We start from the raw sequence: 20,743 nt of genomic DNA on the forward strand, positions 1-20,743 counted from the left end.
GCGTGTCATCGCACTGCCTCAACCAACCTGTCCGGTCAGTACACCTAGCCAATGTCGAGCTCGGAGTCATCCCCGAGGACGTCGCCAATGCGATTGTCGCGGCCGCCGATCAGGTGATCGCCGGCGAGCACGACGGCGAGTTCCCGATCGACGTCTTCCAGACGGGGTCCGGCACCTCCTCGAACATGAACACGAACGAGGTGATCTCGACGATCGCGTCCCGCGATTCGGGCCTCGAGATCCACCCGAACGATCACGTCAATGCCTCCCAATCCTCCAACGACGTCTTCCCGTCCTCGATCCATATCGCCGCCACCGAGGCCGCGGTCCGCGTCCTCATTCCCAAGCTCACGATCCTCGCCGAGTCGCTGGAGAAGAAGGCTGAGGAGTTCAAGGACGTCGTCAAGGCAGGTCGCACCCACCTCATGGATGCGACGCCGATCATGCTCGGCCAGGAGTTCTCCGGCTACGCCCAGCAGATCCGCAATGGCATCACCCGAGTCGAGTCCACGATCCCTCACTTGGCGGAGCTGCCCCTCGGCGGCACGGCCGTCGGCACCGGCATCAACACCCCGGCCGGCTTCTCCGCGCGAGTCATTGAGCTCATCGCCGAGAACACGGACCTGCCCTTCGTCGAGGCTCCGAACCACTTCGAGGCCCAGGCGGCCCAGGATTCCCTCGTTGAGGCCTCGGGCGCGCTCCGCGTCGTCGCCGTCTCGCTCGTGAAGATCGCCAACGATCTTCGGTGGGCGGGTTCGGGCCCCCGCGCCGGCATTGGCGAGATCAACCTCCCGGACCTGCAGCCGGGTTCGTCGATCATGCCCGGCAAGGTCAACCCTGTTCTGCCTGAGGCGACCATCCAGGTGGCCGCCCAGGTCATCGGCAACGATGCTGCGATAGCGTTCGCCGGCGCGCAGGGCAACTTCGACCTGCTCGTCATGCTCCCCGTCATGGCGCAGAACCTGCTCGAGTCCATGAACATCCTCGCGAACGTCTCCGAGACGCTCGCTGTCCGCTGCGTCGATGGCATCACCGCCAACGTTGAGCACGCGAAGAGGCTGGCAGAGTCCTCGCCCTCGATCGTCACTCCTCTCAACCGCATCATCGGCTACGAGAACGCGGCGAAGATCGCGAAGCACTCCGTCAAGGAGAACCTCACGGTTCGCGAGGCGGTCATCGCCCTCGGATTCGTCGAGCGCGGCGAGATCACCGAGGAGCAGCTCGATAAGGCCCTCGATGTCGCATCGATGACACGGCCCTCCTGATCCACCCTGGAGCGGGCCCGCATGACACACGTTCTGGCGGGCCCGCTCCGCTATTTCACGCGCCTGCTGCCCGCATTAATGTTCTCTCATCACGGGCTCCTTCTCGTTTCATGAGCGTCGACTTCAATAGACACATCGAAGGGAAGCGGCACCGCTTCCGGAAACGAAAAGGAGTGCACCATGTCCCGCAGGCTTTGGATCGCCACAGGCACAATCGGAGTCGTCTCGATCTTCACCGGCGCAGGCCTCGCAGTCGCCGACACGAACGACGAGACGCGCCCCGCAGGAGTGAACATCAGCGACAATATCGGGGAGTCCGCCACAAGCGCCGTCTCCGCGACGACAACGGTCTCCGCCCAAACAACGGTTTCCGCCGTGTCGACGGCATCGCCCATCAGCGCGGCCTCGACCGCCTCGCCCGTCAGCGCCCAGTCGGCAGTGTCCGCCCCCAGTGCACCGTCCGCTGCCACCAATCCGGCTCCCACCGCGACCAACCAGGCTCCCACGGTGCAGTACTCGGCGCCCAGCCCCGTGTCCGCCCCGAGCCCCGTGTCCGCACCCAGCCCGGTCTCGGCCCCGTCGCCCGTCTCCGCTCCGAGCCCCGTCTCAGCCCCGAGCCCTGTCTCGGCCCCCTCTGCAGAGTCGGGTGACTGACTCCATCGTCAAGGCCTCTGTCCTTCGGGACAGAGGCCTTTTCAATGTCGTGTTCGCGGCTCGCTGATGTCGCCGAGTCCCGCCGGCACGGCTGTCCGGTATCGCTGTCGTTCGAGCGCCCGTAGTCTGGGGGAATGGAATTGCCCGGACTCATCCTCGTCGGACTCGCAATCGTGGTCGGCATCATTGGCACGATCATTCAGCTCTATCCAGGATTGCCGATCATTCTCATCGCCATCGGCGTCTGGGCCGGGTTCACCGGGGGTGCGACGGCGTGGGGGATCTTCGCCGCCGCCGCGCTGGTCATCGTCGTCGCCTACGTCCTCAGCTTCGTCCTGCCAGCCCGATACATGAGGGATGAGGGTGCTCCGTGGAGCGCCCTGACGGTGGGCATCATCCTCGCCTTCATCGGGTTCTTCGTCATCCCCGTCATCGGCATGCCGATCGGCTTCGTCCTCGGCGTCTACACGGCCGAGCTCATACGTCTCAAGGACTCCGCCGCAGCCTGGCGCCAGACGGTCACCGCATTCAAGGGCGTTCTTCTGTCCGTCCTCATTGAGCTCATCGCCGGCGCACTGAGTGCCGGGCTATGGGTGCTCGGCCTCGTCCTCACATGAGAGTGGTGCACCCCGCGGGGTGCACCACTGGACTGCTGCCCACTCGGGCCGGACTCGGTTCAGATCGAGTCGACGACCTGGCTCGCCTTATACCGATAGACGTTGGTCTCGCGCTTCTCGAAGCCGCAGCGCACGTAGAGGCGGTTCGCGGCCTCACGGTTCGGCCGGGAGGTTAGGTCGACTGACTTGGCGCCCAGGTGTTCGGCGTAGGCAACGGCCTCATCGACCAGTGCGCGTCCGGCGCCATTGCCGCGTGCGGCCTCGGAGACCACGACATCCTCGATCCAGGCCCGCAGGCCCGTCGGGATCGTGAAGGTCGCGAGCGTGAGCATGCCGGTGACGGGCGCGGATTCTGCCGTTCGGAACGCGAACAGGAACACGCCCTCCTGGCGGAGGAGGTCCTCCACCTGCTCATCCGTCAGGGCAGTCGCCGAGGAGGAGAGCTGGGGCAGCAGCTCGTTGATCGCGTCGATGATCTCCGGCGTTGCGGTCTTGACAAGTTCTACGGGCATGATCGTCCTTCCAGTCGTATCCCCTTAGTCTGCCACTGTTGTTGGGTCGAGCATGAGTTGAGCGTCGGTGGGTCATCGACGTCCGGGGCTCGCATAAACAACGACCTGGCATGATCAACGGCACTCGCAGGGGACGATGTGAGGTCCCCGGCGGTCGTCGGGGGCGACGCGGGGGCATCGAGTCCGATAGGCTGGAGCGCGGATTCATGCTAGCGGGAGGGACATCATGTCGAAGACAGCAGACCCGGGGCCGGTGCTCGGCGACTATAACAGGGACCAGACTCGGCGGGTCCTGCTCAAGCTCTCGGGCGAGATGTTCGGCGGGGGCGCGGTCGGACTCGACGTGCAGATCCTCAGCCGCGTCGCAGCCGAGATCAAGGAGGCCGTCGACAGGGGCGTCCAGGTGGCCATCGTCGTCGGCGGCGGCAACTTCTTCCGCGGCGTCGAGCTCCAGAACGCCGGTATGGACAGGGCGCGAGCCGACTACATGGGCATGCTCGGCACGGTCATCAACGCCGTCGCCCTTCAGGACTTCCTCGAGCACGCCGGAGTGCCGAGCCGCGTGCAGACGGCGATCCACATGACCCAGGTCGCGGAGCCGTACATTCCCCTTCGCGCCATCCGCCATCTCGAGAAGGGCCGCGTCGTCATCTTCGGCGCCGGCGCGGGCATGCCCTACTTCTCGACCGACACGGTCTCTGCACAGCGCGCGCTCGAGCTGCGCTGCGACGAGATTCTCGTGGGCAAGAACGGAGTCGATGGCGTCTACACGGCGGATCCGAGGGTGGATCCCACCGCCACGCGTCTTGACTTCGTCACGTACCAGGATGCGCTGACGCACAATCTGCGGGTCGTGGATGCCGCGGCATTCTCCATGTGCATGGACAACAATATGAATATGCGGGTCTTCGGCATGGGTGACGACGGTGCCGTCACCCGCGCTCTTCTCGGTGAGAAGATCGGTACCGTCGTCGCAACAACACCAGAACAGGACAACTCATGATCGACGAGACACTGCTTGAGGCAGAAGAGAAGATGGAGCGCGCCATCGAAGTCGCGCAGAACGACTTCAGCCACATCCGCTCCGGCCGCGCCAACGCCGGCATGTTCAACCAGATCCTCGTGGACTACTACGGCGCGCCGACACCGCTGCAGCAGCTCGCGTCCGTCGCCGTTCCCGAGGCGCGGACGGTGACGATCTCCCCCTACGATCGCAGCGCGATCCAGGCGATCGACCGAGCCCTGCGCGAGTCCGATCTCGGAGTGAACCCGACCGATGACGGCCAGTTCCTCCGCATCAACCTGCCTCCGCTGACCGAGGAGCGCCGCCGCGACTACGTCAAGCTGGCCCGCACGAAGGCGGAGGATGCCCGCATCTCCATCCGCTCGGTGCGCCGCAAGGCGAAGGATGAGCTCGACCGCATCAAGAAGGACGGCGAGGCGGGCGAGGACGAGGTCGAGCGCGCCGAGAAGGAGCTCGAGGCTGTGACGAAGCGCCACACGGATCTCGTCGATCAGCTGCTCGAGGCCAAGGAGAAGGACCTCCTCGAGGTCTGACGTGGAGACGGCTCAGGGTGATTCGTGGTTGGGGAGGCTCGCACCGAGACCTCCCACACCACCGGCACCCTCCGACTCGAAGGCGGGCAGGAATCTGCCCGCCGCCATCGCGACCGCACTTGGACTGCTCGCCGTTGTCGGGCTCTCTCTCTTCGTGTGGATCGACCTGTTCGTCCTCGTCGTCGCCGCATTCATGGCGATCGGCCTCTGGGAGGCCGCCGGAGCGTTCTCAACCCGCGGCTTCTACATCCCGATCGGCCCCCTGTGGCTGGCCGCCGGCGCCATCATCATCTCAACGTGGCTCGGTGGCGACATCGGCCTGCTTCTGTCGTTCTTCTACGGAGCCCTGCTCGTCATCGGCTGGCGATATCGGGCGGGCGGACAGTGGGCGGCCCGTGACGCGGCGGCCTCGATCTTCGCCCTGTCCTGGATCGGGCTGCTCGGCGGGTTCGCCCTCCTGCTCGCGGAGATGGAGAACGGGGCATGGGCGGTCATCACCTTCGTCCTCCTGCCCGTCGCCTCCGACACGGGTGGGTATATTGCCGGCATCCTGCTCGGCAGGCATCCGATGGCGCCGACGATCTCGCCGAAGAAGTCGTGGGAGGGCTTCGGCGGATCGATCCTTCTCGCCGTCGCGGCCGGAATCGTGCTCGCCGCCTTCGCGCTCGACATCCCCTGGTGGTGGGGCATCGTTCTCGGCGCCTCCTGCACGATCGCGGGTACGGCTGGCGACCTGTCGGAGTCGCTCCTCAAGCGGGATCTGGGAGTCAAGGACATGGGGTCGATCTTCCCCGGTCACGGCGGAGTGCTCGACCGGGTCGACTCAATCCTCGTGTGCGCGCCCGTCGTCTACATCCTCATTCTCGCCGCCACGACGTGACCTATCGCGTACAGGTGAGGGTGTGAACTCCACGCCTCATTTGAGAGACTGATCCGGTGAGCAACTCAAAACCCCGCCAGGTCATGCCCGCCGTCGAATCGGGCCCCCGCCCTGTCCTCACCTTCACCGCCCAGCGGCGCGGTAAGCCGCCCCGCCACTTCGCCGACCTGTCGGTCGGCCAGCGCACCGAGCTGGCGGCCGAGCTCGAGATCCCCGGATTTCGGATGGACCAGATGGCCAGGCAGTACTTCGTCCATCGCAACGCCGACACGGCGACGATGACGGATCTGCCCGCCGCGGACCGCGACCGGCTCGGCGAGACGCTCTTCCCGCCGCTGCTGGAGAAGGTGCGTGACCTGACCGCGGATGGCGGGGCGACCATCAAGTCGCTGTGGCGGCTGTTCGATGGCGCCATGGTTGAATCGGTCCTCATGCGCTACCCCGACCGAGCGACGCTCTGCGTGTCCTCGCAGGCTGGATGCGGGATGGCATGTCCCTTCTGCGCGACGGGCCAGCAGGGCTTCACCCGCAACCTCTCGACCGCCGAGATCATCGAGCAGATCCGGCAGGCACACCTCGCGTGCGAGCGCGGCGACCTCGGTGAACCGGTCAAGCTCACGAACATCGTCTTCATGGGCATGGGGGAGCCGCTCGTCAACTTCAAGGCGGTCTTCGAATCGCTCCATCGGATCTGCGACCCCGCGCCCGCGGGTTTCGGGATGTCCGCGCGTGGCGTGACCGTGTCGACTGTCGGCCTCGTCCCCGGCATCGAGAAGCTCGGCGATCTCGGCCTGCCGGTTACGCTTGCCGTGTCCCTCCATGCCCCGGACGACGAGCTGCGCGACGAGCTCATCCCCATCAACTCACGCTTCAAGGTCGGCCAGCTGCTCGATGCGGCCCGGACCTATTTCACGAAGACGGGCAGGCGCGTCTCGATCGAGTACGCCCTCATCAAGGACATGAACGACCACGAGTGGCGCGCCCAGAGGCTCGCGGATGAGCTCAACCGCCGCGGGCGGGGCTGGGCCCACGTCAACCCGATCCCGCTCAACCCGACCCCGGGCTCGATCTGGACGTCGTCGACCAGGCGCGCGCAGGACACCTTCGTCCGCACTCTGATCGACAATGGGATCCAGACGACGATCCGGGACACCCGCGGCTCCGACATCGACGGCGCCTGCGGGCAGCTCGCGGCGGAGCTCGTCGCTCAGAAGGGTCGGGCGTAGTGGCAGCCTTCACGAGGAGCGGCAGCCTGCAGCGCGGCTACCGCACGGAGGATGTCGACGACTACTTCGCGAATGCGAAGGTCCTCTATCAGGAGGAGGACCTCCCGCAGGAGCTCGAGGCCGAGCGGATCCGCACGGTCGCCTTCCCCCTCGTGCGCGGCGGATACCGCGTCGTCGAGGTCGATCAGGCGCTCGAGCGGCTCGAGCGCGCCTGCTGGCAGCGCGAACGCGCGAGCGTCGTCTCGCGCGAGGGCACGGATGCGTGGCTGGAGCGGGCCTACACCTCGGCCGCGACCCTCTATCTGAGGCTCGGCCGGCCGCGCGGCGAGCGCTTCCGTCCCCCGGCACGCGGCCGCGGGTATTCCAGAACCGAGGTTGACGACCTGCTCGACCGGCTCGCCAGGTACTTCGACGGCAGCGCAGAGCTCATCTCCGACGAGATCGTCGCCGCCTCCTTCACGCTGAAGAGCAGGTCGCGCTCCTATGACCCCGCCGTGGTCGACGTCTACCTCGACCGCGCCATCTCTGTCCTCCAGGCGGTCGAATGAGCACCATCGTCATCCTCGGATCCACCGGATCGATCGGGACCCAGGCACTCGACGTCGCGCGTCGTGGTGGCTTCACCGTGGCGGGCCTGTCCGCCGGCGGCGGGAATCTCGCACTCCTTGCCGAGCAGGCGGCCGAGTTCGCCGTCCCTGTCGTGGGGATTGCCGATGAGAGCAGGGTCGATGCCCTCCAGGCCGAACTGACCGCCCGCGGCATCAGCCCCCAGATCATCTCCGGGCCTCAGGCCAACGAGCAGATCGCCCGGATGGCGCCGGACGGCACCGTCCTCAACGGCATCACGGGCTCCATCGGCCTGCCGGCGACGCTCGCGGCGCTCGAGTCGGGCGCGACGCTCGCGCTCGCCAATAAGGAGTCGATGGTCGCAGGCGGCACCCTGGTCCGCGACGCGATGGTTCGGCCCGGACAGATCGTCCCGGTCGATTCCGAGCACTCCGCGATCGCGCAGGCGCTGCTCGGCGGGCGTCACGAGAAGGGTCTCACCTCCCCGATCGTCACCGGCAGGAGCGAGGTCTGCAGGCTCATCCTCACCGCCTCCGGCGGGCCGTTCCGCGGCAGGAGGCGTGCCGAGCTCGAGTCGGTCACTCCCGCGCAGGCGCTTGATCATCCGACGTGGGCGATGGGACCAGTCGTCACGATCAACTCATCGACGCTCATGAACAAGGGCCTCGAGCTCATCGAGGCGTCCCTCCTCTTCGACATTCCCCCCGCCGACATCGTGCCCGTCGTCCACCCCCAGTCCGTCCTCCACTCGATGGTCGAGTTCGTCGACGGCTCGACGCTTGCCCAGGCCTCGCCGCCCGATATGCGGCTGCCGATCGCGCTCGGGCTGACATGGCCGGAGCGCCTCGCCGGTGTCGCCGCGCCCTGCGCCTGGGACAGCCCGGTCGCCTGGACGTTCGAGCCCGTCGATCACGAGACGTTCCCGGCCCTTGAGCTGGCGAAGTCCGCCCTCGAGGCCGGCCCGCTCCATCCCGCCGTGCTCAACGCGGCCAACGAGGAGGCGGTGGCCGCGTTCCTGGGCGGCTCTCTCGGTTACCTCGCCATGGATGATCTCGTCGCGCGGGTGCTCGACGAGTACGAGTCGCCGAGCGCGATCACGCTCGAGGAGGTCGGCGCCGCCGAGGCGTGGGCCCGTGGCCGGGCGCGGGAGTTGGCGCGGTGAGCCTGACAGGACTCGTCGTCCTCATCGTCGGCATCATCGTCGCCATCGCTCTTCACGAGCTCGGGCACCTTCTCCCGGCGAAGGCGTTCCGCGTCAAGGTCCCGAAGTACTTCATCGGCTTCGGTCCGACCCTGTTCTCCCGCATGTTTCGAGGCACCGAGTACGGCGTCAAGGCTGTACCGCTCGGCGGGTTCGTCCAGCTGAGCGGCATGTATCCGCCCGCACGTGAGGGCGCCAGGCTCGTCAATCGGAAGGGCCAGCTCACCCTCGCGGAGGAGGCACGGCAGGTCTCCGCCCAGCAGATCGAGCCGGGGGAGGAGGACCGCGCCTTCTATCGGCTGTCCGCCCCGAAGAAGCTCACCGTCATGTTCGGCGGTCCGTTCGTCAATCTGCTTCTCGCCCTCATCCTGGCCACCGTTCTCCTCGTCGGCATCGGCGCGCCCGCCTTCCTCGCGCAGGTGGGGGCGATCCCCGACTGTGTCAGCACATCCGGCCAGTGCGGAACCGACGACCCGGCCACCCCAGCGGAGCAGGGCGGCCTGCGAGATGGGGACGAGATCATCTCGTGGGGAGGTGTGCCCACCGAGGATTGGGAGGACGTTCAGCAGGCGATTGCGGGGGGTCGAGCCGAGCCGACCGAGGTCGTCATCGAGCGGGATGGTTCCCGGCAGTCTCTGACGATCACGCCGGTCATGGTCGAGCGTCCCGTCGTCGGTGACGACGGTCAGATCGTCGTCGAGGACGGGACGACGCTCACCCAGGTCATGCCCTACGTCGGCATCGCACCCGCGGTTGGTCTCGAGCGCCAGTCCATCGTCGAGGTGCCCGGCTATGTGGGGAGCATGCTCACCCAGGTCGCGGGCGTCGTCGTCCGCCTGCCCGTCCACCTGTGGAACCTCACGTCGGACTTTGTCACGGGCCAGGAGCGCGACCAGACGTCGATCGTCGGCATCATCGGCGTCGCCCAGGTCGCCGGCCAGATCACCGGCGCCGAGATCGAGGGCTACTCGGCGATCGAGAAGTCAGCCGACCTCATCAATCTCCTCATCGCCCTCAACATCTCGCTCTTCGCGTTCAACATGCTTCCACTGCTGCCCCTCGACGGCGGCCACATCACCGGAGCGCTCTACGAGGGCGCGCGGAGGCGGTGGGCGAAACTGCGCGGCAGGCCCGATCCGGGGCCGGCGGACACGGCGCGGCTCATGCCGCTGAGCTATGGCGTCGCCGTCGCCTTCATCCTCATGACCGTCATCCTCATCGTCGTCGACATCTTCAACCCCGTCAGCATCTACTGATCCAGACTCGCCCCCAGTGTCGTTGACGCGCGTCTGGCTGTGAGTGCCTATCTGAGGGGGAGGGCTGGGATGGGAGACGTGCGCGCTGTCCGGTCTTCCCCGGAGCCGCCGAGGCGACTAGAGTCTGGCACACAGATCGGGCCGGCGGCAGCGCTCCAGCCCGCATCAGGGAGGAGTGCCATCATGCCGAAGTTCCTCATCTCATTCCCCAGCAGTGCCATGGCCGGACTCGGCGAAGACCTGGAGGCGGCCGCAGTCGATTCCCATGCCGTCGTCCTCGACGCCAAGAGAGCAGGTGTCTGGGTCTTCGGCGGTGCGATCGATGAGTCTTTCCCGCCGGTCCTCGTCGAAGAGGATCGTGCGGTCACCCGGGGCACCTACCCGGAGACGGCGAACATCGAGGGCGGGTACGCCATCATCGATGCCCCCACGTTCGAGGAGGCGCTGTCCTGGGCGGCACGGATCGCCAAGGCGTGCCGGTGCCCGCAGGAGCTGCGCGTCTTCCACGACGACCCGCAGGCGTAGTCGACACGACTCCAGCATCGCGGACAGTCCGCCAGCCACGGCTCCCGAGCATCTGCGCGGGACCCGGCACATTGTCCATTCGCTGACAGGTGAGAGCAAGGGGGGCGAAAGTCGGCCGGCGCAGTGTCATAATGGGCATGTGACTGAACCGATTTCGCTTGGAATGCCCGGTGTTCGTGAGATGCCGGAGGTGATCGCACCCCGCAGGAAAACCCGCAAGATCAAAGTGGGTGACGTGTATGTGGGCGGGGATGCTCCGATCACCGTGCAGTCGATGACGACGACGAAGACGTGGGATATCGGCGCGACGCTGCAGCAGATCGCCGAGCTCACCGCCTCCGGCTGCGACATCGTCCGCGTGGCCTGCCCGACGGACAAGGATGCGGCGGCCCTCAAGGTCATCGCTCAGCAGTCGACGATCCCCGTCGTGGCCGACATCCACTTCCAGCCCCGCTATGTCTTCGCCGCCATCGAGGCCGGCATGGGCGTGCGCGTCAACCCGGGTAACATCAAGAGGTTCGACGACCAGATCCCGGAGATCGCCACCGCCGCGAACGCGAACGGCACGGCCATGAGGATCGGCGTCAACGCCGGCTCTCTCGACCCGCGCCTGCTCAAAAAGTACGGCAAGGCGACACCCGAGGCGATGGTCGAATCGGCTGTCATGGAGGCGAGGCTCTTTGAAGAGGCCGGCTTCTACGACTTCGCGATCTCTGTCAAGCATCACGATCCCGTCGTCATGGTCAAGGCCTACCAGCTTCTGTCGGAGGCGGGCGACTGGCCGCTCCACCTCGGCGTGACCGAGGCGGGCCCGGCCTTCCAGGGCACGATCAAGTCTGCCGTCGCCTTCGGCGCGCTCCTCTCGCAGGGCATCGGGGACACGATCCGCGTCTCCCTCTCCGCGCCCCCGGTTGAGGAGATCAAGGTCGGCGAGCAGATCCTCCGCTCGCTCGGCCTGCGCCCCAAGCAGCTCGAGATCGTCTCCTGCCCGTCCTGCGGCCGCGCCCAGGTCGACGTCTACGACCTGGCCGAGCGGGTGACCGAGGGCCTCAAGGATGTGACCTTCCCCCTCCGCGTCGCGGTCATGGGCTGCGTCGTCAACGGTCCCGGCGAGGCCCGTGAGGCCGATATCGGCGTCGCCTCCGGCAATGGCAAGGGCCAGATCTTCGTCAAGGGCAAGGTCGTCGACACCGTACCCGAGTCCGAGATCGTCGAGGCCCTCATCACCCGGGCACGGCTCGTTGCGGAGGAGATGGGACTCGAAGCCGCGGAGGGCGTCACGCCGGACGTCATCGTCTGATGTTCTGGCCGTCCCCGGGCCGCCGTGTGACGAGGCTCTCCGGCCGCAGCCGCACCGCAGTGCGGGAGCTCTTCCTCGAGGACCCGGTATCGTCGATCCTCGCGGCCGTCCACGTGGACACGATGGGGCTCGGGCTGTCCCGCATGCTCGGCATCATCGAGGGCGGATCACTCCAATCCGCGGTCTGGTACGGGGCGAACATGGTGCCCGTCGGCACCAGCCATGCCGATCGCCAGCTGTACGCGGAATACGCGCTGTCCCGGCCGCGGGAGTGCTCCTCGATTGTCGGGCGATCCGAGGAGGTCCTCGACCTGTGGGAGGCCCTCCGTCCAGAATGGGGCGTGGCCGAGGTGCGGGCCAGCCAGCCCTCCCTCGTCGCCGGTGACCTCCTCGTCGAAGCGGACCCGCGGGTGCGCCCGGCCCGGCTCGAGGATGCGGGAATCGTCTCCCCGGCCGCGGTCGCGATGTTCACCGAGGAGGTCGGCTACGACCCGACCGCCTACGGGCCCGGCTACATCTCCCGGGTCTATGAGCTGTGTCGCAATGGCCACACGTTCCTTCGGACGGGGATTGGCCCCGACGGTGCGGAACGGGTCGAGTTCAAGGCCGACATCGGTGCGCTGTGGCACGGAGTCGCGCAGATCCAGGGCGTGTGGACGGCGCCCGATCTTCGTGGCCAGGGGATCGCGAGCGGGGCGATGGCGGCGGTGGTCGAGCAGGTCCGGGCCACGATCGCTCCGACGGTCTCCCTCTACGTCAACTCCTACAACCATGCCGCCCTGCGGGTCTATGACCGAGTCGGCTTCCACCGCGTGGGCGAGTTCGCGACCGTTCTTCTCTGAATCGGCCTGCCCTTGGGTAAGCTTGCCCCGTGCTGAAAATGTCGAAACTCTTTGTCCGGACCCTGCGGGAGAACCCGGCAGACGCTGAGGTCCCCTCCCACCAGCTGTTGGTGCGCGCCGGCTACATCCGCCGGGCAGCCCCCGGCATCTACACCTGGCTGCCGCTCGGTCTCAAAGTTCTCCGTAAGGTCGAGCAGATCGTCCGGGAGGAGATGGACGCGACGGGCGCCCAAGAGGTGCACTTCCCTGCGCTCCTGCCCCGCGAGCCATATGAGCAGACGAACAGGTGGACCGAGTACGGCCCGAACCTGTTCCGCCTCAAGGACCGCCGCGAGAACGACTACCTGCTTGCGCCCACCCACGAGGAGATGTTCACCCTCCTCGTCAAGGACCTGTACTCGTCGTACAAGGACCTGCCGCTCATGCTCTACCAGATCCAGACGAAGTACCGCGACGAGGCGCGGCCCCGCGCCGGCCTCATCCGCGGCCGCGAGTTCGTCATGAAGGACGCCTATTCCTTCGACGTCGAGGACGCGGGTCTTGATGCGCAGTACCAGACGATGCGGGACAGCTACGAGAAGATCTTCAACCGGCTCGGCCTCGAGTACGTCATCTGCTCCGCCATGTCCGGTGCCATGGGCGGATCGCGGTCGGAGGAGTTCCTCCACCCCACCGCCATCGGCGAGGACACGTTCGTCCGCGCCGCATCGGGCTACGCCGCGAACGCGGAGGCCGTGACGACCCCGCAGGCGCAGGACATCGATCACTCGGACGTCCCGCCCGCGGAGATCCTCGACACCCCGGACTCGACGACGATTGACACCCTCGTCGCCGTCGCGAACCAGCTGCGCCCCAGGGACGAGCCGTGGGGCGCGAAGGACACGCTGAAGAACGTTGTTGTCGCCATCAACCATCCCGATGGTGAGCGCGAGGTCCTCGTCATCGGCGTCCCCGGCGATCGCGACGTCGACCTCAAGCGCGTTGAGGCGGCCGTCTCCCCGGCTGAGGTCGAGGTGGCCACCCCGGAGGACCTGGAGAAGCACCCCGAGCTCGTTCCCGGCTACATCGGCCCCACCGCGATCGGCCCCAACTCCCCGAACCGCGTGACGGACGAGGACGGCACGATCTCCGGATCGGTGCGCTACCTGCTCGACCCCCGCGTCGCCCGCGGCTCCGCGTGGATCACCGGCGCGAACGCCGAGCAGAAGCACGTCTTCAACCTCGTCTACGGCCGCGACTTCGAGGCCGATGGCACCATCGAGGCGGTCGAGATCCGCGACGGCGACCCGGCCCCCGATGGATCGGGCCCGCTCGAGCTGGCCCGTGGCATCGAGCTCGGCCACATCTTCCAGCTCGGCCGCAAGTACGCCGAGAACCTCGGCCTGACCGTCCTCGACGAGAACGGCAAGGCCCGTGTCGTCACCATGGGCTCCTACGGCATCGGCGTCTCCCGCATCCTCGCCGCGCTCGCGGAGACCTACCACGATGATCTCGGCCTGGCGTGGCCGATCAACGTGGCGCCCGCGCAGGTCCATGTGCTCGCCACGGGCAAGGGCGCAGAGATCTTCGAGACGGCCGAGCGTCTTGCTGCGGAGCTGACCGCAGCTGGTTTCGAGGTCATCTACGACGATCGTCCGAAGGTCTCGGCCGGCGTCAAGTTCAAGGACTACGAGCTGCTCGGCATCCCGCACGGCCTCGTTGTCGGCCGCGGGCTCGCCGATGGCACGGTTGAGATCCGCACCCGGGCGACCGGCGAGGCCCAGGAGGTGCCGGTCGGTGAGGCGGTCAGCACGCTCGTCGACGTGCTTCGCGCCGACCTGGCCGCGCACGGGGAATAGCCTCAGGCGATGAGATGAATGATGGAGGGCCCGGATCGATCCGGGCCCTCCATCATTGGCCGTGCGGCGCTACTCGCTGAACGTCCTCATGAGGGAGGGGATCCGATCGAGGTGCTGTCGCAGAGTGATGACCGCGGCCGTCAGATCGCCCGCGTTCAGGTGCCTGATGATATCGAGGTGCTCGGAATGGATGGTCGAGAGGCGCTCGGGGGCCGTCGAGATCGTGCGCACCGCGAGCCGGACCTGTCTCGGCTGGAGCGAATCGTAGAGTTCGCTCATCACCTGGTTGCCGGCGTGGGCGACGAGGAGGGAGTGCAGCCGCTGGTCGCACTGCGCGACGTCATACCAGCTCCTCTTCTGGCCCGCGGTGAACAGCTCGTCTGCGACCGTCGTGGCCGCCTCGGGGAGGGTCTTGCGGTGGGCGATGATCTCCTCGAAGGCATGGGATTCGATAACGAATCTCGTCGCGTAGACCTCGTGGAGTTCGCGGGCTGAGATGGTGCGGACCTGGGCGCCGCGGCGGGGGAGGATGTCGATGAACCGCTCGGCCTGCAGCCGGTGAAGCGCCTCGCGGACCGGGGTGCGGGACGTGCCCACCGCGTGGGACAGCTCGACCTCGTCGAGGAACTGACCCTCGTGGAACACCCCTGTGAGGATCGCGGTGCTGATCCACTCGTACGCGCGTGCGCTCGCGGATGCCGGGCGAGGGTCAGGTGTCGCATCGCGCGTCTGTCTGGTCATGGAGAAGAGTGTATGCGATCCGCTTTACATTGTGTACATGTCTTGTATACATTACGTCTACACAATGTGGTCCGGACAACACCAGTCCGGCTGAAAGGAGAGCAATGACGTTCCCCTCAGTGAGCGTGTGGTTGTCAGAGCCGTCGACCGCCGCCGTCGATATGGCAGAACTGGCAGGCTACGACACAGTCGTGCTCGACGTCGAGCACGGATTATTCGATCTCGCCGCCCTTGACTGGATCATCCCCCAGATCCGAGGACGGGGGATGACTGCGATCGTCAAAGTCCTCGGCCCCGAGCGTGGGCCCATCCAGCAGGCGCTGGATTTCGGAGCCGACGCCGTGGCGATCCCGCACATCGAGTCTGCGGAGCATGCGCGGGAGGTGTGCGCGTACGCGAAGTTTCCGCCGCACGGCGACCGGAGCTTCGCCGGCGGCCGCACCTCGAACTACCGGGGCTTCGACGATGCGTGGGTGGCGCGCCAGGATTCGCAGACGCGCTGCTACCCGATGATCGAGGATGCGGGAGCGTTCGATGAGGTCGACGCGATCCTCGCGCTCGACTGTGTCGATGGAATCTTCATCGGCCCCTCCGACCTCAGTCTGCGCCGCGGGCGCGGCGCCTATTCCGTGACCGAGGCGGACCTCGACGATATCCGGACCCTGGCCCGCGCAGCGAACGCCGCCGGCAAGCCCTGGCTGCTTCCGGCGTGGAGCGAGGCGGAGCAGGAGCTCGCCTACGAGGAGGGCGCCTCGACCATCGTCCTCGCCATGCAGTACGGAGCCATCCTCACCGGCTTCACCTCGACCCTCACCAGCTTCAAGGCCATCGCTGAAAGGAATCCCCGATGATCACCGCTGTCCTGCAGTACAACCCGACCGACGACAAGGCTGCCAACCTCGACACCATTGAGGCGCTGCTGCGCGACGCAGCGAAGCGCGGCGTCCGTCTCGCCGTCCTGCCGGAGTACGCCATCTACACCGTGCCGGCCATGGACCAGCGGTTCGTCGACTCGGCGGAGGACCTCGATGGTCCCGCCGTCACCCGCCTGCGGGAGCTGTCCGCGGAGCTCGGCCTCGCCCTCGTCGCCGGCATCAACGAGGCGGCGACAGTCGACCGGATCCACAACACCCTCGTCGGCATCGATGCCGGTGAGATCAGGGCGGTCTACCGCAAGGTCCACCTCTACGACGCCTTCGGCTACCGGGAGTCGGATCGTGTCATCGCCGCCGAGCCCGGCAATGGCGACACATTCGACGTCGACGGCTTCACGGTCGGCATGCAGACGTGCTACGACCTGCGGTTCCCCGAGGTCTCGCGCATGCTCGTCGACGCGGGGGCCACGATCATTGCCCTGCCCGCGGAGTGGGTGCCCGGGCCGCTCAAGGAGTACCACTGGAATACGCTGATCCGGGCCCGCGCCATCGAGAACACGGTCTATGTGCTCGCGGCTGACCAGTGCGCCCCGACCGGCGCCGGCAACAGCGCCATCATCGATCCCATGGGGATCGCGCTCGCCCAGGTCGGCGAGATCGTCGGCCTCGGCATCGCCGACGTCTCCCAGGAGCGCCTCGATGCCGTGCGGACGACCAACCCTGCGCTAGCTGTACTGTCCGGGGAGGTTGGTTAAGCGGGTGATTGGGGCGAGCCTGTCGCAGGCTGTGTGGGGTCGGTGATGATTATAGTGATGCAGCCATCCTGGTAGGGCGTCTCGTCGCTCGGTTTCTGAGGTGTAGCAGCGGGCGTAGCCCCACCCGTCTGCAAGGGTGCGGTGGAAGCGCTCGATCTTCCCGTTGGTCTGGGGTCGGTACGGGCGGGTCCGTTTTGCTGTGATCTTCAGCCTGGCGCAGGTTTCGCGCCATAATATCGAGCGGTAGGCCGGACCGTTGTCGGAGAGCACTCTTTCGACGGTGACGCCTCGGGTGTTGAACCAGGCTGTGGCCCGCTCCAACACCCCGACGGCAGTGAGAGCGGTTTCATCATTGTGGACTTCGGCGTAGGCGACGCGAGAGTAGTCATCGATGACGGTGTGGACGAAGGCGTGGCCCATCTTCGGGTTGTGGTGGTGGTTGCGGGCCTTGTCCGGCGTTGCTATGCGGTTGCGGCCTCCCTGTTGGCGACCGACGAAGCGCCAGCCGCCGCCGTCGGGGATGTTGCCGAGCTTTTTCACATCGACGTGAATCATCGAGCCGGGGTGGGGGTGTTCATAGCGGCGCACCGGCTCCCCGGTGGCGCGGTCTACGTGAGCGAGTCTGTTCAGTCGGCAGTGGCGCAGGATCTGATGAACGGTCGAGGGTGCCAGCCCGACCCGGACGGCCAGCTGGACCGGTCCTTCCCGTAGCCGCAGCCGCAGGCTCACGATTCGTCTTCTGATCTTCAACGGGGTCTGGTGGGGCGAGGTCTTCGGGCGTGAGGAACGGTCCTGCATGGACTCACCAGACCTGTAGCGGTCGGCCCAGCGTTTGACCGTCGGCCAGGAGCATTGGAACCGAGCCGCGACCTCGGCAATCGGCACCTGCTGGTCGACGACGAGCCGGGCGACGGTCAAACGGGCGCGAGGGGTCAGGGCTGCATTAGCGTGGGACATACGGAGGGCCTTCCTCGGAGTGCTGGTTTCGCAACTCCCACTCAATCGCGGAAGGCCCTCTCTTCACGTCACAAGTCAGCGCGTGTCATCGCACTGCCTCAACCAACCTGTCCGGTCAGTACAGCTAGCCCTGCGCCGCTACAGGGTGGGGGTTCTCGATGATCGGTAGGAAGAAATACGGCGCTGTGCTCGCGCTCGGCCTCGCACTGGGCACGACGGCGGCCTGCTCCGAGGACGGCAGCGACTTCGTCCTCCACTACACGACGTACTCGAGCTCGACCTCGGATCAGTCGATCTCCGTCCAGCGATGGGCCGAGGAGGTCGAGCGGCTGACCGACGGTGGGGTCACCGTCGTCTTCCACTACTCCCAGAGCCTCGTCGGCGCCGACGAGGCGGTCCAGGCGACCCTCGACGGCCGCGCCGATCTGGCCCAGGTCGGGTCGATCTACGCGGCCTCCGATCTATCGATGTTCACCGTCATCGAGCTCCCCTTCGAGACGAGCAACCCCGAGGCGCACATGAACTCGATCGTGCGCCTCTACGAGGAGAGCCCCGTCTACCGGGAGGACTTCGACCGGCAGGGCGTCCGACTCCTCTTCCCGCTCCCGCTCGGCACAATCCTTCTGGGCCTCATGGAGCCGGCCGAGGACCCGAGTGATCTGGCGGGCCGGTCCATCCGATCCGGCGGCCTCGCCTCCGAGGTGCTCCTCACCTCCGGCGTCAACCCGGTCGCCATGACCGCGACGGATATCTACGAGTCGATGGAGCGCGGGATCGTCGACGGCTACACCGCGCTCGCCATCGCCAACCTCCCCGCCTTCGGCCTGACGAAGGCCAGCCCCTACGTCGTCGACCCGGGGATCGGCGCCTACTCCAGCTCGATCGTCGTCATCAACGAGGACCTCTACCAGTCGATGCCGGTCGAGTACCAGGAGGCGCTCGACGAGGCCTCGACGAAGGGAATCCAGTTCGGACTCGAGGAGATGGAGACGGCCGGCAGGCTCGCGTGCGAGGAGCTCACCGCAGCCGGCACGGAGTTCTCCTCCTTCCCCGACGCGGCCGTCGAGGAGTGGAGCGGACGCCAGACCGTCGCAGACGAGTGGGTCGCCCGCTATAACGAGCGGGGCTACGATGCCCGCTCGGTGCTCGAGGACTATCGAGCCATCGTCACCGATGAGGAGTCGAAGTCCGACTTCCAGGATCCGCTCGTCGCCTGCATGGAGGGAACACTGTGAGAACCATACCCAGCCCGCTGCGGGTCATCGCGCAGACATTCGTCTTCATCGCCGGAGCACTCCTCCTCTTCCTCATCTTCCTCACGGTCGCCGATGTCGCCGGCCGCAGCATCCGCAGCGAGTCGATCCTCGGCGCGGTCGATATCGCCACCCTCGCCCTTGTCGCCGTCGCCTTCCTCGGCCTCGCGGCCGCCGAGATCGACGGCAGGCACGTCTCCGTCGACCTGGTGGAGATGCACCTGGGTGACCGGGTGCGCACCGCTCTCGCGCTCGTGCGGGGCATCATCCTCGCCCTCATCGGACTCGTCCTGTCCTGGGGCATGTGGGGCACCGTGACATCCGCCTTCGACCGCGCCGAGACAACGAACGGAATCCTCCGCCTCGCCACATGGCCGGTCAAGTCCGTCCTCCTCGTCTCCTTCATCCTCTTCTTCATCGTCGCCGTGTGGAACGCGATCAACGAGTTCCTCGACATGCGCGAGGGCAAGAGGCTGGGCGATGAATCGATCATCGTCCACCAGGCCCAGGTGGAGGCCGAGCACATCAGCCACACCGTCGTCTCCGACGACGACGAGGGGAGCAGACGATGACCGGCGCGGCAATCGGTGCACTCATCACCGTCCTTCTCACCTTCCTCGTCCTCCTTGCGATTCGTCTCCACGTGGGACTGTCGCTCATGATCGCGGGACTCGTCGGCGTCGTCATGCTCCGCTCGACGAGCGCGGCGATCTCGACGGGCTCGAACTCGCCCTTCTCATCCTCGGCCGATTACTCCCTCGTCATCATTCCCCTCTTCATCCTTATGGGCGTCTTCGCCGTCAAGGCCGGACTCGCACAGGCCGGCTTCGACATCGCGGCTCGCCTCATGAGACGGCTGCCGGGCGGGGCCGCCCTCGCCTCGCTGTCCGGCTCGGGCCTCTTCGCCGCCGTCACCGGCTCCTCCGTCGCGACCGTTGCGACGCTCGCCCGGATCTCAACCGACGCGATCGTCAAGGCGGGTCACAGCATCAGGCTCGCCGCCGGCGTCGTCGCAGCAGGCGGCACGCTCGGCGTCCTCATCCCTCCCTCGATCGTCCTCGTCCTCTACGGAGTCGTCACGGAGGAATCGATCGGTCAGCTCCTGCTCGCGGGAATCGGACCGGGTCTGCTGACGATCCTCGCCTACGGCGCGACGATCATGCTGCTCGTCGTCGTCGCCCGACGACGGACTGAGGGCACCGCCGACTCGCTGCGCGAGCGCGAACGCGCCGCCGCGGATGAGGCGCGGGGGATCAGCATGGACTGGATGGGCGGGGCCTTCCTCGCCGTCATCTTCCTCGTCTCGATCGGCACGATCTACATGGGTATTGCCACGCCGACGGAGGCGGCGTCCTTCGGTGCGCTCGCGGCGCTCATCATCCTCATCATCCGAACGCGACTCAGCCACCTGTTCACAGCCGTCAAGGAGTCCCTCGTCGAGGCGATCGGGATCACGTCGATGACGTTCCTCCTCCTCGCGGGTGCGGGAGTGTTCACGTACTTCCTCGCCCTCTCAGGAGCATCGACGGCACTCGTCAACGCGGTGATCTCGGCCGATCTGGCTCCCTATCTCGTGCTCGTCCTGTGCCTGCTCATCCTGCTCCCGCTCGGTATGTTCCTCGACGGGATCTCGATGATCCTCATCGCGGCCCCGCTGCTCCACCCGATCCTCACCGGGTACGGCTTCGACGCGATCTGGCTCGGCGTCATCATCGTCAAGGTCGCGGAGATGGCGCTCATCACCCCGCCGGTCGGCATGAACGTGTTCGTCTACTCGGGAACCGTCAAGGAGGCGAGCCTCGGGACAGCCTTCCGCGGCGTCATTCCGTTCATCCTCGCCGACCTCGTCGTCGTCACAATTCTCATCCTCGTGCCCGACATCGTCACCTTCATCCCCAACCTCTCCGGAACCAGCTGAGGAG

At 66.7% G+C, this 20,743-nt stretch carries 22 protein-coding genes; 19 read left to right on the forward strand and 3 right to left on the reverse strand.

Features of this window, described 5'->3' with window-relative positions; translation table 11 throughout:
* Positions 1 to 2 precede the first annotated feature (2 nt).
* The 3 genes from EJO69_RS00120 to EJO69_RS00130 all read left to right on the forward strand — a co-directional run bounded on the left by EJO69_RS00120 (position 3) and on the right by EJO69_RS00130 (position 2,536).
* Positions 3 to 1,265 carry a class II fumarate hydratase gene (locus tag EJO69_RS00120; protein WP_245993678.1) on the forward strand — a complete coding sequence of 421 codons (1,263 nt, stop codon included), beginning with the start codon at positions 3 to 5 and terminating at the stop codon, positions 1,263 to 1,265.
* A 180-nt stretch (positions 1,266 to 1,445) separates the two neighbouring features.
* Positions 1,446 to 1,919 (forward strand): hypothetical protein, encoded by a 474-nt coding sequence (locus EJO69_RS00125; RefSeq protein ID WP_126037582.1) that lies wholly within the window; start codon positions 1,446 to 1,448, stop codon positions 1,917 to 1,919.
* A 134-nt stretch (positions 1,920 to 2,053) separates the two neighbouring features.
* A complete protein-coding gene (locus EJO69_RS00130; protein ID WP_126037585.1) occupies positions 2,054 to 2,536 on the forward strand; it encodes a DUF456 domain-containing protein in 483 nt (160 codons plus the stop codon).
* 59 nt (positions 2,537 to 2,595) lie between these two features.
* Here the strand turns inward: EJO69_RS00130 and EJO69_RS00135 are convergent, their stop codons facing one another.
* Positions 2,596 to 3,048, reverse strand: coding sequence for a GNAT family N-acetyltransferase (locus tag EJO69_RS00135; RefSeq protein WP_126037588.1), 453 nt, complete (start codon positions 3,046 to 3,048; stop codon positions 2,596 to 2,598).
* A 226-nt stretch (positions 3,049 to 3,274) separates the two neighbouring features.
* On the opposite strand from EJO69_RS00135, the gene pyrH reads away from it, so the two are divergent.
* The 11 genes from pyrH to EJO69_RS00190 all read left to right on the forward strand — a co-directional run bounded on the left by pyrH (position 3,275) and on the right by EJO69_RS00190 (position 14,240).
* Complete coding sequence (pyrH, locus tag EJO69_RS00140; protein WP_126037591.1) at positions 3,275 to 4,051, forward strand: UMP kinase; 777 nt, start codon at positions 3,275 to 3,277, stop codon at positions 4,049 to 4,051.
* Entirely contained in the window at positions 4,048 to 4,605 is a 558-nt protein-coding gene (gene frr, locus EJO69_RS00145; RefSeq protein ID WP_126037594.1) for a ribosome recycling factor, read from the forward strand. The genes pyrH and frr overlap by 4 nt, the downstream gene beginning before the upstream one ends.
* Before the next feature lies 1 nt (position 4,606).
* A complete protein-coding gene (locus EJO69_RS00150) occupies positions 4,607 to 5,485 on the forward strand; it encodes a phosphatidate cytidylyltransferase (protein WP_245993680.1) in 879 nt (292 codons plus the stop codon).
* Between the two features lie 83 nt (positions 5,486 to 5,568).
* The gene (gene rlmN / locus EJO69_RS00155; RefSeq protein WP_126042227.1) at positions 5,569 to 6,711 is read left to right on the forward strand and encodes a dual-specificity RNA methyltransferase RlmN; all 1,143 of its coding nucleotides are present in this window, start codon (positions 5,569 to 5,571) and stop codon (positions 6,709 to 6,711) included.
* On the forward strand, positions 6,711 to 7,259 hold the full coding sequence (locus EJO69_RS00160) for a DivIVA domain-containing protein (protein ID WP_164519801.1): 549 nt from the start codon (positions 6,711 to 6,713) through the stop codon (positions 7,257 to 7,259). The genes rlmN and EJO69_RS00160 overlap by 1 nt, the downstream gene beginning before the upstream one ends.
* Positions 7,256 to 8,440 (forward strand): 1-deoxy-D-xylulose-5-phosphate reductoisomerase, encoded by a 1,185-nt coding sequence (gene dxr, locus EJO69_RS00165; RefSeq protein WP_126037601.1) that lies wholly within the window; start codon positions 7,256 to 7,258, stop codon positions 8,438 to 8,440. The genes EJO69_RS00160 and dxr overlap by 4 nt, the downstream gene beginning before the upstream one ends.
* Positions 8,437 to 9,735: a M50 family metallopeptidase gene (locus tag EJO69_RS00170; RefSeq protein WP_164519802.1), complete on the forward strand. Its 1,299-nt coding sequence runs from the start codon at positions 8,437 to 8,439 to the stop codon at positions 9,733 to 9,735. The genes dxr and EJO69_RS00170 overlap by 4 nt, the downstream gene beginning before the upstream one ends.
* A 183-nt stretch (positions 9,736 to 9,918) precedes the next feature.
* Positions 9,919 to 10,260 carry a YciI family protein gene (locus EJO69_RS00175; protein WP_126037606.1) on the forward strand — a complete coding sequence of 114 codons (342 nt, stop codon included), beginning with the start codon at positions 9,919 to 9,921 and terminating at the stop codon, positions 10,258 to 10,260.
* A gap of 163 nt (positions 10,261 to 10,423) precedes the next feature.
* A complete protein-coding gene (gene ispG / locus EJO69_RS00180; protein WP_126042229.1) occupies positions 10,424 to 11,560 on the forward strand; it encodes a flavodoxin-dependent (E)-4-hydroxy-3-methylbut-2-enyl-diphosphate synthase in 1,137 nt (378 codons plus the stop codon).
* Positions 11,560 to 12,402, forward strand: a complete 843-nt coding sequence (locus EJO69_RS00185; RefSeq protein WP_126037609.1) for a GNAT family N-acetyltransferase — start codon at positions 11,560 to 11,562, stop codon at positions 12,400 to 12,402. The genes ispG and EJO69_RS00185 overlap by 1 nt, the downstream gene beginning before the upstream one ends.
* 38 nt (positions 12,403 to 12,440) lie before the next feature.
* Positions 12,441 to 14,240, forward strand: coding sequence for a proline--tRNA ligase (locus tag EJO69_RS00190; protein WP_126042230.1), 1,800 nt, complete (start codon positions 12,441 to 12,443; stop codon positions 14,238 to 14,240).
* 69 nt (positions 14,241 to 14,309) lie between these two features.
* On the opposite strand, the gene EJO69_RS00195 is transcribed toward EJO69_RS00190, so the two are convergent.
* A complete protein-coding gene (locus EJO69_RS00195; RefSeq protein ID WP_126037612.1) occupies positions 14,310 to 14,981 on the reverse strand; it encodes a GntR family transcriptional regulator in 672 nt (223 codons plus the stop codon).
* 104 nt (positions 14,982 to 15,085) lie between these two features.
* Between EJO69_RS00195 and EJO69_RS00200 the strand changes: the two genes are divergently transcribed.
* Together EJO69_RS00200 and EJO69_RS00205 are read left to right on the forward strand one after the other, a co-directional pair.
* Positions 15,086 to 15,832 carry an HpcH/HpaI aldolase family protein gene (locus EJO69_RS00200; RefSeq protein WP_126037614.1) on the forward strand — a complete coding sequence of 249 codons (747 nt, stop codon included), beginning with the start codon at positions 15,086 to 15,088 and terminating at the stop codon, positions 15,830 to 15,832.
* A complete protein-coding gene (locus EJO69_RS00205; protein WP_126037617.1) occupies positions 15,829 to 16,611 on the forward strand; it encodes a carbon-nitrogen hydrolase family protein in 783 nt (260 codons plus the stop codon). Before EJO69_RS00200 ends, EJO69_RS00205 begins: the two co-directional genes overlap by 4 nt.
* Here EJO69_RS00205 and EJO69_RS00210 read toward each other — a convergent pair.
* Complete coding sequence (locus EJO69_RS00210; protein WP_126037620.1) at positions 16,582 to 17,568, reverse strand: IS481 family transposase; 987 nt, start codon at positions 17,566 to 17,568, stop codon at positions 16,582 to 16,584. The two genes, EJO69_RS00205 and EJO69_RS00210, sit on opposite strands and share 30 nt — an antisense overlap.
* 158 nt (positions 17,569 to 17,726) lie before the next feature.
* Between EJO69_RS00210 and dctP the strand changes: the two genes are divergently transcribed.
* From dctP to EJO69_RS00225, 3 genes are read left to right on the forward strand one after another with little or no spacing between them, the layout of a single operon-like run.
* A complete protein-coding gene (gene dctP, locus EJO69_RS00215; RefSeq protein ID WP_126037623.1) occupies positions 17,727 to 18,803 on the forward strand; it encodes a TRAP transporter substrate-binding protein DctP in 1,077 nt (358 codons plus the stop codon).
* Positions 18,800 to 19,393: a TRAP transporter small permease subunit gene (locus EJO69_RS00220; RefSeq protein WP_126037626.1), complete on the forward strand. Its 594-nt coding sequence runs from the start codon at positions 18,800 to 18,802 to the stop codon at positions 19,391 to 19,393. The genes dctP and EJO69_RS00220 overlap by 4 nt, the downstream gene beginning before the upstream one ends.
* Positions 19,390 to 20,739 (forward strand): TRAP transporter large permease, encoded by a 1,350-nt coding sequence (locus EJO69_RS00225; protein ID WP_126037629.1) that lies wholly within the window; start codon positions 19,390 to 19,392, stop codon positions 20,737 to 20,739. The genes EJO69_RS00220 and EJO69_RS00225 overlap by 4 nt, the downstream gene beginning before the upstream one ends.
* Positions 20,740 to 20,743 lie beyond the last annotated feature (4 nt).

It is taken from the genome of Flaviflexus salsibiostraticola (genome assembly GCF_003952265.1).
GTDB lineage: Bacteria > Actinomycetota > Actinomycetes > Actinomycetales > Actinomycetaceae > Flaviflexus > Flaviflexus salsibiostraticola.

Excerpts from the sequence above, each read along its gene's own strand:
- EJO69_RS00125 (WP_126037582.1), top strand. The coding sequence starts at position 1,446 with ATGTCCCGCAGGCTTTGGATCGCCACAGGCACAATCGGAGTCGTCTCG.
- EJO69_RS00130 (WP_126037585.1), top strand. The coding sequence starts at position 2,054 with ATGGAATTGCCCGGACTCATCCTCGTCGGACTCGCAATCGTGGTCGGC.
- EJO69_RS00135 (WP_126037588.1), bottom strand. The coding sequence starts at position 3,048 with ATGCCCGTAGAACTTGTCAAGACCGCAACGCCGGAGATCATCGACGCG.
- pyrH (WP_126037591.1), top strand. The coding sequence starts at position 3,275 with ATGTCGAAGACAGCAGACCCGGGGCCGGTGCTCGGCGACTATAACAGG.
- frr (WP_126037594.1), top strand. The coding sequence starts at position 4,048 with ATGATCGACGAGACACTGCTTGAGGCAGAAGAGAAGATGGAGCGCGCC.
- rlmN (WP_126042227.1), top strand. The coding sequence starts at position 5,569 with ATGCCCGCCGTCGAATCGGGCCCCCGCCCTGTCCTCACCTTCACCGCC.
- dxr (WP_126037601.1), top strand. The coding sequence starts at position 7,256 with ATGAGCACCATCGTCATCCTCGGATCCACCGGATCGATCGGGACCCAG.
- EJO69_RS00175 (WP_126037606.1), top strand. The coding sequence starts at position 9,919 with ATGCCGAAGTTCCTCATCTCATTCCCCAGCAGTGCCATGGCCGGACTC.
- ispG (WP_126042229.1), top strand. The coding sequence starts at position 10,424 with ATGCCCGGTGTTCGTGAGATGCCGGAGGTGATCGCACCCCGCAGGAAA.
- EJO69_RS00185 (WP_126037609.1), top strand. The coding sequence starts at position 11,560 with ATGTTCTGGCCGTCCCCGGGCCGCCGTGTGACGAGGCTCTCCGGCCGC.
- EJO69_RS00190 (WP_126042230.1), top strand. The coding sequence starts at position 12,441 with ATGTCGAAACTCTTTGTCCGGACCCTGCGGGAGAACCCGGCAGACGCT.
- EJO69_RS00195 (WP_126037612.1), bottom strand. The coding sequence starts at position 14,981 with ATGACCAGACAGACGCGCGATGCGACACCTGACCCTCGCCCGGCATCC.
- EJO69_RS00200 (WP_126037614.1), top strand. The coding sequence starts at position 15,086 with ATGACGTTCCCCTCAGTGAGCGTGTGGTTGTCAGAGCCGTCGACCGCC.
- EJO69_RS00205 (WP_126037617.1), top strand. The coding sequence starts at position 15,829 with ATGATCACCGCTGTCCTGCAGTACAACCCGACCGACGACAAGGCTGCC.
- EJO69_RS00210 (WP_126037620.1), bottom strand. The coding sequence starts at position 17,568 with ATGTCCCACGCTAATGCAGCCCTGACCCCTCGCGCCCGTTTGACCGTC.
- dctP (WP_126037623.1), top strand. The coding sequence starts at position 17,727 with ATGATCGGTAGGAAGAAATACGGCGCTGTGCTCGCGCTCGGCCTCGCA.
- EJO69_RS00225 (WP_126037629.1), top strand. The coding sequence starts at position 19,390 with ATGACCGGCGCGGCAATCGGTGCACTCATCACCGTCCTTCTCACCTTC.